Here is a 14,335-nt window from a genome sequence, read left to right on the forward strand (position 1 = left end):
TGCGACGAGGAACACGCCGACGCGATCGACAACGCGGTCTTCCCCGGCGCCCAGGGCGGCCCCCTGATGCACAACATCGCGGGCAAGGCCGTCGGGTTCAAAGAAGCGCTCTCCGAGGAGTTCGACGAATACGCAGAACAGACGGTTACGAACGCCAAAGCGCTCGCCGACCAGTTGCAAGCGAACGGACTCAGCCTCGTCTCTGGCGGCACTGACAACCACCTCGTGTTGGTCGACCTCCGACCCTCGCATCCCGACACGACGGGTAAAGACGTCGAGTCGGCACTCGAAGAGGCCGGGATCGTGATGAACGCGAATACGGTCCCCGGCGAGACGCGCTCGGCGTTCAACCCGAGCGGGATCCGCCTCGGGACGCCGGCGCTCACGACGCGTGGCTTCGGCGAGGAGGCCACCCGCGAGGTCGGCGAACTCGTGGTCCGCGTGGTCGACAACTACGACGACGAGGACGTCGTGGCAGATGTCGCAGACCGCGTACAGGAACTCTGCGAGGAGTTCCCGCTCTACGAGTAACGCTCCGAAACATACGACACGCCGTTTTTTCGACGCATCTGCCTCGTTTTCAGCGCGGAAACCCACACGTTTGAAGTGTGCTACCGACCCCTATAGCGTATGACCGAGATCATCGACGGCAACGCCGTCGCCGAGGACATCCGGAACGGCCTCCTCGACAGCATCGAGACGCTGACCGACGCAGAGACGACGCCCTGTCTCGCCACCGTCCTGATGAACGACGACCCTGCGAGCCAGACGTACGTCTCGATGAAGCACAAAGACTGCGAGGAAGTCGGAATCGCGACGCGTGATATCGAGATCGACCCCGAAGCCCCCGCAGACGAACTCTTCGGGACGGTCGACGAGCTGAACGCCGACCCCGAGGTACACGGCATCCTCGTCCAGATGCCGCTTCCGGACCACGTCGACGAGCGGGAGGTCCTGCGGCGTATCGACCCCGCGAAGGACGTCGACGGCTTCCACCCCGAAAACGTCGGTCGGCTCGTCGCCGGCAACGCTCGATACAAGCCCTGCACGCCCCACGGCGTCCAGAAACTCCTCGCCGCCGCGGACGTCGAAACCGAGGGCGCAGACGCCGTCGTCGTCGGTCGATCGAACATCGTCGGCAAACCGATGGCGAACCTCCTGATCCAGAAGGCCGAGGGCGGCAACGCGACCGTCACTGTCTGTCACTCCCGAACTGATGACCTCGCCGAAAAGACGCGTGCGGCCGACATCGTCATCGCCGCGGCTGGCGTCCCCGAGATGATCACCGGCGAGATGCTCTCGGAGGGGACCGTCGTGATCGACGTCGGAATCAACCGCGTCGAGACCGACGAGGGCTCCGAACTCGTCGGTGACGTCGACTACGAGAGTGCGAAAGAGAAGGCGAGCGCGATCACGCCCGTCCCGGGCGGCGTCGGGCCGATGACGCGCGCGATGCTCCTGTGGAACACGGTCAAGGCCGCAGGCGGCGTGGCCGGGATCGAGGTCGACCTGCCGTAGGCCGCGGGCGACTCCCTGTTACGACATCGTCGTCCCGCTTTTCAGCCACCGAAACCGCTCGGTCCCCCCGGGCCGCTCGGGCCGTCTGTACCCCGTGGTTGGGACGGTCCGCCACCCGCGATCGTCGTGTGAGTGGCTTCCGGCCGTGGTTCGCCTTCTTCGCCGTCGACGAATCGGACGAACGAGAGGTAAAACGGTCGTCCGCACGGACTCTTCGCAGTCGGATCTTCGACGTCGTCCGCGTCGCTCCGCTCACCCGTCCACCGCAGAGCGTCGACCTCGTCGCCACCCTCGCCACAGACGAAGCGGACGCCGTCGGTCGCCTCGAAATCCTCGTCGGGCTCGGCGTACTCCCACCCGGCGAGCGGGTAGGGTGTGACGGACTTATCAGCGAGGTAGCCCTCCCGTTCCAGTTCGACGACGGCACCGCAGTGTGGACAGTAGTACGTGACCGGATAGCTCATTACGCAGGTAACGGGCTCGAATGGACTTAACGCCCGCGCCGACAGGGATTTACGCCGCATCGAACGCTCGAAATCGGAGACCTATAGTAGCATTTGCAAGTCTTCACGCATCGGATCGTTCGCTGTCGTGCGATCAGATGAGCAATCAGTTGCAAATGCTACCATAGAGTTCAAATACGATCGGGGGACCAGCGACCGCGTGCGTTGACAACGGCCGGGAGACGTGACGCGGGAGTGCGGCACGGCGTCTCGCCGGAACGCGGGTGCCGCCTGTTCGCCAGCTACTCTGAGACGGTCGATGTAGCGGACCGCTCGTCGACGTAGCGGAACGCGACGCCCGCGCGTCGGGCCGCCTCCTCGTCTCGCTGGGAGTCGCCGACGAACACGGCGTCCGCTGGGTCCACATCGATCTGACGGAGCGTTTCGAGCAGCGGCTCCGGGTCGGGTTTCCGAGTCGCCACGGTGTCGCGTCCGACGACGGCGTCGACGTGGGGATCGAGTCCGTGAACGTCGAGCGCGGTCCGACAGGCGTCTTCGCAGTTCAGCGAGCAGACGCCCTCTGCTTGGTACTGGCCGACTTCGTCGGCGTGCGGAAGCCGTTCGGAACGCTGTGCGCCGTCGCGCTCGTGGCTCGCGATGACGGTCTCGACGTCGTCGCGGAGCCCTGACTCGTCGGCGAGCTCCAGGAGTTCCCAGAGATCGATCCCGGCGGCGTCGATCCCGGCGTTTTCGAACACCGTGGCGACGTCACCGGTGACGGTCTCCCAGTCCACAGGGAGGTGTACGAGGGTCCCGTCCAGATCCCAGACGACGGCATCGAACTCCTCGAGGGACGGCACCTGTATCGGGTGGTTCGTCATTAGTGGTCGTAGGAGCGCGAGGTGAAAAGGCGCTTCGGAAGACCTGACGCTTCGGAAGGCCTACTCCGCAGATTCCCACTCGCGAAGCGCCTCACGGACGTCTGCGGGGTCGGCGTCGAGACCGCCACCCTGTGCGAACGGCGGCCCGCCTCCGCCGCCGCCTCCGTACTCGTCGGTGACGGCATCGACGACGTCGCCTGCGTGGACACCGCTCTCGGATCCGGCCGCGACGACGACGTAGGGTCGCTCGTCGCCACCGACAGCACCGACGACGCCCGCGTCGTCGACCGCTTCTTTCGCCGCCTCGCCAGCGTCGTTGGGATCGACGCCGTCGAGCACGCCGAGTCGCCACGTCGCACCCTGCTTCTCGACGGCTTCGAAGCCGTCGATCGCGTCAGCGACGGCCGCCTGTTCGAGTTCGCGAACGCGGTCCTGGAGATCGTCGCGCTCGGACCGGACCGCGACTGCCGTCTCCGCGAGGTCGTCGACGTTCGTTTCGAGCGCCGCCGCGGTCTGCCGGAGCGCGCGGTGCCGCTCTGCGCTACGGTCGATACCACCCGGTCCGACAGCGAACTCGACGCGAGTGAGTCCCTCGCCCGGATTCGACCGATCGAGGACCGTGACCGGGCCGATCTCTCGCGTGTTCCCGACGTGGGTGCCCCCACAGGCGGCGACGTCCCAGCCGTCGATGTCGACGATTCGGACCGTGTCGGCGTCATCCATCACACCTTCTTCGGTCTTGGTGTTGAACGCGACGTCCTCGCGAGCCGTCGCTTCCTCGGTCGGGACTTCCTCCCAGCTCACGTCCAGGGAGTCCCACACGGCTCGGTTGGTCAGCCGTTCGAGCTCGACGAGCGTCTCGTCGTCGATGTCGGTCGGCGTGGTGAAGTCCACGCGAACCTTCTCCTCGGCGATGTCGAAGCCGCCGTAGCCGAGATCCTCGAGGAGGCGACGTCCCGCCCCGTAGAGCACGTGGCTCGCCGTGTGAGCGCGCATACAGTAGGTGCGGAAGTCGTCGTCGATCACACCGGAGACTGTGTCGCCGACCTCGAAGTCGGGCGAGGACGCAAGCGTGTGGTGCACGGCGTCGCCGTCGTCTTGTACGTCGACGACCCGGATGCCGTCGATCGTTCCTCTGTCCGCAGGCTGTCCGCCGCTCTCGGCGTAAAAGTACGTGGTGTCGAGCGTCACCGTCCGGTCGTCGAGAGCGACGACCTCGGCGGTGAACTCGCGAACCTCGGGATCTGCCGGGGCACGTGTTCGCATACGAGCCGCTGAGGGTGTCGGGAGACAAAAATGGTGGCAGTTCACCCGCCCGATGCGCCGTCGCGTCGAGGGCCGACTACTCGTCGACCAGTTCGACGCCGAGCCGCTCTTCGAGCGCTCGGACGAGTGACCCGCCGACGCCAGCGCGCGTCGCACGCCCCTGCTCGACGGCGACGACATCGGCCTCTTCGACGCCGAGTTCGGCCGCCAACTCCTCGGTCGTCAGTCCCGCGTCCTGTCGTGCCGCCTCGACGCGATCCCCGTAGCCGGTGACGAGGTAGGGGAGCCGGTCCTGCTCGTAGTCAGTTCCCTCTTTCTCCCAGTGGCTCGCGTCGCCTTTCGCCTGGTCGTATATCCGCGCCTGTTTCTGGGCCGCGCGCTTGCTGCGGGACGTCTCGGAGTCGTCGTAGCCGGCCCCGGAGTCCGCTCCCGAGGACGCGCTGGTCGTCTTTTGCGAGTCGTCGTGTGGCGCACAGTCCTCACAGACGAGGAGTTCCGCGCCGGCGACGTTGGCCCGGCGGAGATTGCCGGTCGAGCGACCGCAGAGTTCGCAGCTGTCGCCGTCGCCACCGCCGCTTCCGCTTCCGGTGGAGTATTTGGGCATAGCACTCCGTACTGGCTCCACAGTTTAAAACGTAGCCCCGTCGACGCCGCGCCGCCTGCGCCGCCTGTTGCCGGGGCTGACAGCCGTCGGCGACTTTCGGAACCGAGCGCGACGGCCGTGGCTATCGAGTGTAGCTTCGGAAGGATTGTGCGTGGGTGCTGTGTCCCCGAAGGGATGAGCACCTGCATCGAGTGGCGGATTTGTCCGCCGTGCGATGCGTGGGACCGGATTTGAACCGGCGGACCCCTATGGGACAGCGCCCTCAACGCTGCGCCGTTGGCCTAGCTTGGCTACCCACGCTCGCAGTGTCGTATCGTGCAATCACTGGTTGTCCGGGGTAATTTAAATGAGTTTCCTTTCGACGGCGGGAGTCGCTTCTCGCAGCCGGCACCGTTTTTACCGCTCCGTCCGGCCATCAGGTATGGAACTGCGTGCCCGCGATCACGTTCTCGAACTCACGACGGCACTCACGGTGGTTTCGCTCGCCGCGGTGTTCGGAGCCGTGCTCGGTGCGATCCCTCCGTCTGTCGTCCCTGAGGCGCCTGCAACGCTACTCGAGGCGATTCCGCATATCAACGCTGCACTCAGCACGGCCGCGATCGTAACGATCCTCCTCGGCGTGCGCTTCATCCGGCAGGGCGATGTCGGTCGACACCGCGCGATGATGCTCACGACGCTCGGGCTGTTCGTCGCGTTCCTCGTGCTCTACCTCTACCGGCTCATTCTCGTGGGCACCGCCGACTTTCCCGGACCGGAGACCGTCTACCAGTTCGTCTATCTGCCGACGCTCGCGGTCCACATCCTGCTCGCGATCGTCTGCATCCCGCTGTTGTACTACGTGCTGTTGCTCGCGGTCACACGTTCGATCCCCGAGATCTACGACTCCGCGCATAGACGAATCGGTCGCATCGCCGCCTCACTGTGGCTGGTCTCTTTTTTCCTCGGCGACGTCGTCTACGTGATGCTGTACGTCGTGTACTGATACCGTCGGACCTACGATGTGAATATTCTCGGCACCCGCCGGGGTGCCACACTACTTCTCGAACGTCTATCCGGCAGTACGAGGCTCCGAACATATTCGGCGGTATCGACATATGGATCGGCGGTCTACAAAGAGTATGGCGCAGCCTCAGGCTCGGTCGACGACGGAGACGACCGTCGACGTGCGCGCGACGGGCCACGTCCGCGACGCGCTCGGTAAGTCACAGCTCACGTACACCTTCGAGGGCGACACGCTACGCGAGTTCGTCGAGGAGTTCTTCGCGGAGTACGACGTCCGCGACCTCGTGATCGCCGAAACCGACGCCGACTCGACCACTCGGGGCTGGGCGCCCATCGACGCGGCCGACGTCCCCGGGCATCTCCGAAAGAATCCGGACGGCGAACGAACGCGCGCTTACGCGCGAATCCTGATCAACGGGCAGTTCAACGAGAATCTCGACGGGTTCGATACGGAACTACAAGACGGCGACAGAGTCGCGCTCGTCTATCCGTTCCTCTTCTGTCTGTAGCCCGTCGCTGTCTGACAGTACTGTAAGGAGACTGCAGAACGTTGCCGTCGACGGGACTGCAGAACGTTAGTCGTCGGCGTGGGCGGGCTCACCCTCGCCGATGACCGGGCGCTGGACGTCGCGGTCGGTCTCCTCGCCCTCGATGTCGTAAGGATACTCGCCGGTGACGCAGCCGAGACAGAGATCGAGTTTCGACGCTCCGAGAACGTCGGCGACGGAGTCGACCGAGAGGTAGCCGAGACTGTCGGCGCCGATCTCCTCGCAGATCTCCTCGATCGAGCGATCGGCCGCGATGAGTTCCTCACGGGAAGCCATATCGATCCCCATATAACACGGCGCGACGATCGGCGGCGCACCGATGCGGACGTGGACCTCCTCTGCGCCGGCGTCCCGGAGCAACGAGACGAGCTGTCGGGACGTCGTTCCGCGGACGATGCTGTCGTCGATGATCGTGACCGAGCGTCCCTCGATGGTGCTCTTGATGGGGTTGAGCTTCAGTCGGACCGCGCGCTCGCGCTCGTCCTGCGTCGGCATAATGAACGTCCGGCCGACGTAGCGGTTCTTCATCAGCCCCTCTGCGAACTCGACGGCGTCTTCTCCTTCGTCGCGCGCTGTCCCGTCGGCGGTCATCTCGTTGGCCGCCTCGGCGTAACCGGAAGCGAACGCGCGGCCGGAGTCTGGGACGGGCAACACGACGTCCGTCTCGACGCCGGACTCCTCCCAGAGCTTTCGCCCGAGGTCGCGACGGGCCTCGTAGACGAGCGTGTCGTCGATGACCGAGTCCGGGCGGGCGAAGTAGACGTGTTCGAAGAAGCAGTGGGCGGTGTCGTCGTTCTCGACGAGTTGATAGGTGTCGTATCCGGAACCGTCCGGTTCGAGGACGACGAGTTCGCCCGGTCGAACGTCCCGGACGAGTTCGCCGCCGAGCGTGTCGATCGCTGCGGACTCGGAGGCGACGACGTAGCCGTCCTCCAGTTCGCCGATGCAGAGTGGACGATTCCCCTGCGGGTCGCGGACGGCGAGGACGGTCTCGTCGTGCATAATCGTCAGCGCGTACGAGCCGTGGATTCGATCCATCGTCCGCTTGACGGCGCGGACGAGATCGGCCTCCAGAAGATTCCGCGCGAGGTCGTGAGCGATGACCTCCGTATCGCCGTCGGACGTGAACGCGTGGCCCAGATCGGCGAGTTCCTCGCGGATCTCGTCGGCGTTGACGAGATTGCCGTTGTGTGAGAGCCCGAGCGACCCGGACTTGAACGAGACCGAAAACGGCTGGGCACAGGAGGCGTTGACGCCGCCCGAGGTGGGGTAGCGGACGTGACCGATTCCAGTCTGTCCCGCCAGCGAGTCGAGGTCGGACTCGTCGAAGGCGTCCCCGACGAGGCCCATCTCGACGTGGCTGTGCTGTTGGAAGCCGTCGTGAGTGACGATTCCCGCGGACTCCTGCCCGCGGTGCTGGAGCGCATACAGCGAGTAGTACAGCGGACGTGCGGCCGCCCGCTCATCGAGCGCGACACCGACGACACCGCACTTCTCGGTCGGACCGGAGAGGTCCGCGCTCGTCGGTGTCCCGTGTGTCGGTCCCGCGTTCGTCGTCTCGCGTCCGGGAGTGGGGTTCGAAGGGTCCCGCCCGTCAGGCATATGCGAGGATACGGATGCCGGGGGCTAAAAACCCGTCCATATGCTACCTTCGTCCGATAATCCGGGGTAGAATGCACACACACGTGTATACCCGGGTGGCCGCTATCAACCGAGGAAGGCGCCGTTCGATCGTCGGTAGTAGGTGGTCGTTCCACCGTCGGTTTCGATCCGTTTCGACGCGAGGAACTCTGCGTCGCGCAGGTTTATCACGGCTTCGCGGACCTGGCGCTCAGTCACATCCATCGGTGCGACGTCGACCTCGTCGTCATCGTCGTCCTCGCAGTCGCTCCACGTGTCAGTTTCGGGCGTGACGACGGTGCCACCGTCTGCGAGGAGGTCGTGGAGTTCGAGGACGGTGTAGGCTCGCGGTTCGACGGCGTCGAGGAACTCTGCGACCGAACGTTCGACTTCGGTCCACTGCTTACCGGACTCCCACTCGTCGTCACTGATAGGCATACGCGCCAGTCGGACGGCACCGGAAAAAGTATTTTGCCAGGTTGGACTCGGTCCGGCCGGCGCTCACTGCGGGCCTGTGAGGTCGACGCACTGTTCTACCGTGTCGACGGCCGTGGTTACAAAAAAGCTCCCAGAGGGCGTAGACGCGAGCTACTCCTCGTCGTCTTCGTCGACGTCCTCGAAGTCAGCGTCGACGTACTCGTCACCATCGCCGGCAGCGCCGCCCATATCACCCATTCCGCCGGGGCCAGCACCGGCAGCGCCGCCAGGACCTGCTCCTGCGGCACCGGCGCCGCCCGCACCGGCCGCCTGCTGGGCTTCGTACATCTGCTTGCCGATCTCCTGCAGTTCGGTGGTGAGAGCTTCGGTGACCTCTTCGAGGTCCTCTTTCGTCGCGTCCTCGTCTTCGAGGGTCGCCTCGACGTCTTCGATCTTCGCTTCGATCGACTCGCGGAGGTCGTCGTCGACGTTCTCTTCGTTTTCTTCGAGGAGGGTCTCCGCGCGCTGGACCGTGCTCTCGGCCTCGTTGCGGGCCTCGATACGCTCGCGACGCTGTTTGTCCTCTTCGGCGTGCGCCTCGGCTTCGTCCTGCATCCGCTCGATCTCCTCGTCGGAGAGGCCAGCGCCGCCCTCGATGGTGATGGACTCGGCGTTGCCGGAGCCTTTGTCCTCGGCTTCGACGTTCACGATTCCGTTCTCGTCGATGTTGAACGAGACCTCGATCTGGGGCGTCCCAGCCGGGGCCGGCGGGATGCCCGTGAGCTGGAACTCGCCGAGCAGTTCGTTTTCGTCTGCGATCTCACGTTCTCCCTGGAAGACCCGAACGTTCACGGACGTCTGATTGTCCGCGGCCGTCGTGAAGATCTTCGATTCCTCGGTCGGGATCGTCGTGTTCTTGTCGATGAGTCGCTCGAAGAGGCCGCCCTTGACCTCGATACCGAGGCTCAGCGGCGTCACGTCGAGCAGGACGATGTCGTCGACCTCGCCGCCGAGGACGCCACCCTGGATCGCCGCGCCGAGCGCGACGGCCTCGTCGGGGTTGACGTTCTTCTTCGGCTCGATGCCGAGCATCTCCTCGACATTCTCGTGGACCTGCGGCATCCGGGTGGAGCCGCCGACGAGGATGACTTCGTCGATGTCGCCCTTATCGTAGCCGGCGTCTGCGAGCGCCTGCTCGGTCGGGCCGACGGTGCGCTCGATCAGATCCTCGGTGAGCGACTCGAACTTCGCGCGCGAGAGCGTCTCTTCGAGGTGGACCGGGCCGGTGTCGGTTGCCGTGATGAACGGGAGGTTGATCGTCGTCTCCTTTCGCGAGGAGAGTTCGATCTTCGCCTCCTCGGCGGCGTCCTTCAGTCGCTGGAGCGCCTGCCGGTCCTCGCGGAGGTCGATGTTGTGCTCGTTTTTGAACTGCTCGGCGAGCCAGTCGATGATGGCCTCGTCCCAGTCGTCGCCGCCGAGGTCGTTGTCACCGTTCGTCGCGACGACCTCGTAGACGCCGCCGCCGAGGTCGAGCACGCTCACGTCGAACGTCCCGCCACCGAGGTCGTAGACGAGAATCGTCTGATCGGAATCGTCGTCGAGACCGTAAGCCATCGACGCCGCGGTCGGTTCGTTGACGATGCGCTCGACCTCGAAGCCGGCGATCTCGCCGGCGTCCTTGGTCGCCTGGCGCTGGCGGTCGTTGAAGTACGCCGGGACCGTAATGACGGCCTTCTCGATCTCGTCGCCGAGATAGTCTTCGGCGTCGCGCTTGATCTTCTGGAGGATCATCGCCGAGATCTGCTCGGGCGTGTACTCGTCGTCGTCGATCTCGACGGTGTAGTCGTCCTCCCCCATATGCCGCTTGATCGAGCCGATCGTGTGCTCTGGGTTCTGGATCGCTTGGTTCTTCGCGGGCTTGCCCACGAGTCGCTCGTCGTCGTCGGTGAACGCCACCACAGAGGGCGTGGTGCGGTCGCCCTCGGAGTTCACGATGATCTCCGGGTCGCCCCCTTCCATCACCGCGAACGCGCTGTTCGTGGTGCCGAGGTCGATACCGAGGATCTTGTTGCTCGCCATCTTGCCGCCAACTACTGGTCTAAATCGGTTAAAGGTTACTAGACGGTGGCAGCCGGGGGTGAATCGACAACCTCCGCTGTACTGCGATTTTCCTGTGTGGTTGCCTGTCAGGTAGTAGGATTTATATTGAAGCGCACGTCAGCCGTCTCGGATCGGCCAGGGGGACGGCGACAGTGACGACCAATTGGTGTCAGTTGGGTGATTGGGTTCGATCAGCTGACCGAGACCGATCAGATCACTTCCGGCCCCGAGTCGAGTGCCCCGAGCACGTCTTCGAGGACCGACTCGCGCCCCGGTGACGCGAAGAACTCGTGGCCGCCGTCGTACTGGCGACGGTTCGACGGCGGGGCGCGCGCTTCGATTGCCGCCGGGTCGACGACCTGGTCGTCCGGTGTGTAGAACACGGCGTCTTCGTCGTCGAAGGGACCAAGTCGCGACTGAGCGTCCCGAACCGTCGCCAGGAACGCCGGCGAGAGTCCGCTCGGACCGGACTCGGCTTCCGCGGGCGACTTCAGCGCGCCGATCGCGTCGACGTCCAGTTCCGGATCGTAGAGCCGTCTCGCGGTCGGGAGTCGCTCGAAGACGGCGAGAACTGCGCGATCGAGCAGGCCGTCGGTTTCGACGCCCCACCACGGACTGAGGAAGACGTTTCGAACGTCGTGGTTTCTCGCGAGGTGTTCGGCGATCAGTCCGCCGGTGCTGTGACTCAAGGCGACGTCGAAGTCGCGCTCGCGCACGTACTCGCCGAGCGGCGCGAGGTACTGGTCGTCGAAGTCCCACACGTTCGTCGGAATCGTGACCGCGTGGACGCGGTAGTCGGCCTCGATCAGCCGCGTCAGGAGCCACGCGACGTGTTCGTGTGTCGGCTTGTTCCCCCAGCCGAGGACGAAAAGCAGATCGTCGCCGTCTGTGCCGCGGCGCGTAATCTGCATCCGCGGGGTCACGCGGCCGAGGGCCGGGCGTGGAAGGTGCATACGCCCGAACCGTTCGGAGCGCAGAAAAGTCCTCGCCACGACGGTACTGCCGGACGGTGGCCACTCGGCGTCCGGCGGTTGGCGTCTGATTTGCGATTCAGACGATGACGTCTTTCACGTCCGCTGCGCCCGCACGGCGGACGACCGCACGGACTACGTCTTGCGCTCCCCCGAGGTTGTCGGAGTCGCCGTCGAGGACGAGGAGTTTCGCCTCGCGACCGGGCTCGATGACGCCGTAGTTCAACCCTGCAATCGCCGCGCCGTTGACAGTCGCCATCTGCAGCACCTCGCTCGCCGACACGTCCGCGAGTTTGGCGGCGAACTCCATCTCGCGGAACATCGACGGCGAGTTCAACATCACGTTGTCGGTGCCGAGCGCGACCGTAGTCCGTTCGGTCAATTCGCGGATCGGCGGCACGCCGACGCCGGTGACGAGGTTCGATCGCGGGCAGACGACCACCGGGATGTCGTTGTCGGCCAGCCGTTCGTAGTGGAGCGGTTCGGGGTGGACCATATGGACGAGAAAGTCCGGATCGAGGTCGAGCGCGGCGTTGATGTCGTGCGGGTCGCGCTCGCCAGCGTGGATCCCGAACAACTTCTCGGCCTCGCGGGTGGCGTTCCGCAAGCGGTCGAAGTCGGCGTCGCGCGCGCCTGAGGCACCGAACCCGTCGGATTCGTGCATCGCGTCCTCGGATTCGCGGCCGAGGACGACCGGGTCGATCGGGAGACTGGCGGCCGCGTCACGGATGTATTCGACGCCCTCGACGCCCCCCTCGCGGAACTCGATGCAGGCGGCCGTCCCGGTCTCGCTCATCAATCGGAGCGAGCGACGCATCGCGTCGACGGTCTCCTCGCGGCTCGCCGCTCTGAGGAGTTGGTGTTTCAGTCCGTCCGGCGGCGCGACCAGTTCGTCCAGCGAGAGGCCCGCACCCGCTTCCTTGGCGATCGAGTCGCCGATGTGTGTGTGCGCGTTGACGAACGCCGGGAGCACGATGTCGTCGGAGTAGACGTCGGCTTCCTCGACGGCCGTGATCACGCCGTCCTCGACGACGACGCGGCCCCGGATGGGTTCGAGTTCGGGCCCTCTGAGTACGGTCCCCTCGACGATCATTGCGCGAGTGTCGCCAGCGCAGCGGCTTGAAACTCCCGAAGCGGAACGATCTCGTCGTGCGTGGCGAATAGAGATACCATCACGATTCCGTGAACTCGTCCAGCGTCGCCGTCACGCCCGGCCGTACGTCCGAGACGAGCGCGCCGTCGACGTCGAGACCGAGCGTTTCCACGGCGAGCCGCCCCGCACGATCGGTCTCGTCGGCAGGAACGTAGACGCCGAGCCGCCACTGTTGCTTCTGGGCGGTCCGCAGCGCCGACACCAGGGGCGACTGTTTGCCCAGCCGACGCATCTCGCCGCTCACCATCACCCGCGACGTCGATTCGGTCATCGACGGCCGTTCCGGGACGTCGACAACGACCTGCTCGGCCGGCAGTCCGGCGCGGTCTGCGATCTCCGTTTCGAGGTCGCGCAGCGTTCCGTAGTCGGCGTCGACGACGCTTTCGGGGACGGCCTCCAGTTCGGCCCACACCGCGCGTTTGTACAGGTCCCGAGTCCGGAGCCGACGGGCGAACTCGCTCGTCGCCGGCGTCGTCCGAAGCGCGACCAGGAGGTCGTGGTCGTCCATCCGGCGAAGCCGTCGGGGAGTGACGTTCGGCTGTTCGAGCAGCCGTTCGGCGCCCCGTCGGAGCATCGCCTTCGAGATGCGGGCGACGTGGTGCTGATAGACGGTGGGATTCATCAACGCGCGCGCGAGCAGCAGCGACTCGGCGGTCTGGACGTTCCCCTCCGCGAGGACGAGTTCGCCGTCGACGAAGGTGAGTTCCCGGATCAGGCGCTCGTGGTCGATCGTGCCGTAGGGGACGCCCGTGTGGTGGGCGTCGCGCACGAGGTAGTCCATTCGGTCGACGTCCAGCTCGCCCGAGACGAGCTGTCCGTACTTGGCGTCGCCGGCGACGAGGTCGGCGATGTGCGCGGGATCGAGGTCGTGATCGCGGAGCACCGCGCCCACCGTCCCCTCGTCGAGGAGTTCGTGCACGTCGTCGTGGTACTTGCCCGTGTGACGGTGGGTGACGTCTTCGACGTTGTGACTGTACGGGCCGTGACCGACGTCGTGGAGGAGCGCCGCTGCGCGGAGCCGCTCGGCCTGGATCCCGTCGATGCCGAGGTGCTCGAGCGCGCGGTCGGCGAGGTGATAGACCCCGAGCGAGTGCTCGAACCGGGTGTGGTTCGCCGACGGATAGACCAACTGGACCGTCCCCAACTGCTTGATGTGGCGGAGCCGCTGCACCGGCTCGGTGTCGAGGAGGGCCGCCGCAACGCCCTCGACCTCGATGTGGTCGTGGACGCTGTCTTTGATCGTCGCCATACGTCGGGTTGCGCGGCATCGTACAAAAAGCGTCGGCCGTCGACGGCTACTCTCGGTGTTAGCCACACGCTACGACCTCACCCGTGAGATGTGTCGAAATCGACTGAACGCTGGAACGGCGAAAACAACGGCGTTGTGGGCAAACAGCGATTTGAGCGCCTCAAACCGACGATTTCGAGGACAGTTTAGCCGAATTTAGCCGGATTTCATTCGGCGCGTGGCCCCGAATCCGAGTTGACCGTCGCCCCAGTTGAAGTGGGTCCCCGAGTAAGGGATGGTTGCGACGTCGTGCAGATAGTTCGACGTCGCAGTGCGGCCACCCCGCTGGATGGACGGGGACGCCGCTACGACACAGCCCGCACTCCGGGACGCTGCCCCCACCCGCGTCCCGCCGCGCTGACAGTGGTGCTGGCTACAGTCGCGAACGCGACTGTCGGATTCACGTACCGACGCCGCCGACCTCCCGTCACGGCGGCGTCGGCACCGCTGCGGCCGGGGTGACCACCCGCCCGTAGTCGGCGCATCTCCAGGTCGTCGCCGACATCCGACGACCGACCGATGCA

General features: G+C 65.5%; 14 protein-coding genes and 1 tRNA gene. 4 read left to right on the top strand and 11 right to left on the bottom strand.

Annotated elements, in window-relative coordinates; translation table 11 throughout:
- Both NO347_RS06985 and NO347_RS06990 read left to right on the top strand, forming a co-directional pair.
- The coding region (locus tag NO347_RS06985; protein WP_484494526.1) for a PLP-dependent aminotransferase family protein at window positions 1–531 on the top strand (531 nt) is incomplete at its 5' end.
- A gap of 99 nt (window positions 532–630) precedes the next feature.
- Window positions 631–1,518, top strand: coding sequence for a bifunctional methylenetetrahydrofolate dehydrogenase/methenyltetrahydrofolate cyclohydrolase (locus NO347_RS06990; RefSeq protein ID WP_256288918.1), 888 nt, complete (start codon window positions 631–633; stop codon window positions 1,516–1,518).
- Between the two features lie 41 nt (window positions 1,519–1,559).
- Here NO347_RS06990 and NO347_RS06995 read toward each other — a convergent pair whose 3' ends face one another.
- The 5 genes from NO347_RS06995 to NO347_RS07015 form a co-directional block, all read right to left on the bottom strand.
- Window positions 1,560–1,982, bottom strand: coding sequence for a DUF7969 family protein (locus NO347_RS06995; RefSeq protein WP_256288919.1), 423 nt, complete (start codon window positions 1,980–1,982; stop codon window positions 1,560–1,562).
- Between the two features lie 281 nt (window positions 1,983–2,263).
- Entirely contained in the window at window positions 2,264–2,827 is a 564-nt protein-coding gene (locus NO347_RS07000) for an HAD family hydrolase (protein ID WP_256289248.1), read from the bottom strand.
- 75 nt (window positions 2,828–2,902) lie between these two features.
- On the bottom strand, window positions 2,903–4,108 hold the full coding sequence (locus tag NO347_RS07005) for an alanyl-tRNA editing protein (protein WP_256288920.1): 1,206 nt from the start codon (window positions 4,106–4,108) through the stop codon (window positions 2,903–2,905).
- 76 nt (window positions 4,109–4,184) lie between these two features.
- Window positions 4,185–4,712 carry a helix-turn-helix domain-containing protein gene (locus NO347_RS07010; RefSeq protein WP_256288921.1) on the bottom strand — a complete coding sequence of 176 codons (528 nt, stop codon included), beginning with the start codon at window positions 4,710–4,712 and terminating at the stop codon, window positions 4,185–4,187.
- 215 nt (window positions 4,713–4,927) lie between these two features.
- Window positions 4,928–5,012: transfer RNA gene (locus tag NO347_RS07015), tRNA-Leu, on the bottom strand.
- Between the two features lie 121 nt (window positions 5,013–5,133).
- On the opposite strand from NO347_RS07015, the gene NO347_RS07020 reads away from it, so the two are divergent.
- Both NO347_RS07020 and NO347_RS07025 read left to right on the top strand, forming a co-directional pair.
- Window positions 5,134–5,694, top strand: a complete 561-nt coding sequence (locus NO347_RS07020; RefSeq protein WP_256288922.1) for a DUF420 domain-containing protein — start codon at window positions 5,134–5,136, stop codon at window positions 5,692–5,694.
- A gap of 136 nt (window positions 5,695–5,830) precedes the next feature.
- Window positions 5,831–6,223, top strand: coding sequence for a MoaD/ThiS family protein (locus NO347_RS07025; protein WP_256288923.1), 393 nt, complete (start codon window positions 5,831–5,833; stop codon window positions 6,221–6,223).
- 66 nt (window positions 6,224–6,289) lie between these two features.
- Here the strand turns inward: NO347_RS07025 and purF are convergent, their stop codons facing one another.
- The 6 genes from purF to NO347_RS07055 all read right to left on the bottom strand — a co-directional run bounded on the left by purF (window position 6,290) and on the right by NO347_RS07055 (window position 13,772).
- Window positions 6,290–7,864, bottom strand: coding sequence for an amidophosphoribosyltransferase (gene purF / locus NO347_RS07030; RefSeq protein ID WP_256288924.1), 1,575 nt, complete (start codon window positions 7,862–7,864; stop codon window positions 6,290–6,292).
- A 105-nt stretch (window positions 7,865–7,969) separates the two neighbouring features.
- Window positions 7,970–8,320, bottom strand: a complete 351-nt coding sequence (locus tag NO347_RS07035) for a hypothetical protein (RefSeq protein ID WP_256288925.1) — start codon at window positions 8,318–8,320, stop codon at window positions 7,970–7,972.
- A 150-nt stretch (window positions 8,321–8,470) separates the two neighbouring features.
- The gene (gene dnaK, locus NO347_RS07040) at window positions 8,471–10,378 is read right to left on the bottom strand and encodes a molecular chaperone DnaK (protein ID WP_256288926.1); all 1,908 of its coding nucleotides are present in this window, start codon (window positions 10,376–10,378) and stop codon (window positions 8,471–8,473) included.
- Between the two features lie 230 nt (window positions 10,379–10,608).
- Window positions 10,609–11,352, bottom strand: a complete 744-nt coding sequence (locus NO347_RS07045) for an alpha/beta fold hydrolase (RefSeq protein ID WP_256288927.1) — start codon at window positions 11,350–11,352, stop codon at window positions 10,609–10,611.
- Between the two features lie 97 nt (window positions 11,353–11,449).
- Window positions 11,450–12,463, bottom strand: coding sequence for an amidohydrolase family protein (locus tag NO347_RS07050; RefSeq protein ID WP_256288928.1), 1,014 nt, complete (start codon window positions 12,461–12,463; stop codon window positions 11,450–11,452).
- A gap of 79 nt (window positions 12,464–12,542) precedes the next feature.
- Window positions 12,543–13,772, bottom strand: a complete 1,230-nt coding sequence (locus NO347_RS07055) for an HD domain-containing protein (protein ID WP_256288929.1) — start codon at window positions 13,770–13,772, stop codon at window positions 12,543–12,545.
- Window positions 13,773–14,335 lie beyond the last annotated feature (563 nt).

The organism is Halobellus inordinatus, assembly GCF_024464655.1.
GTDB lineage: Archaea > Halobacteriota > Halobacteria > Halobacteriales > Haloferacaceae > Haloquadratum > Haloquadratum inordinatus.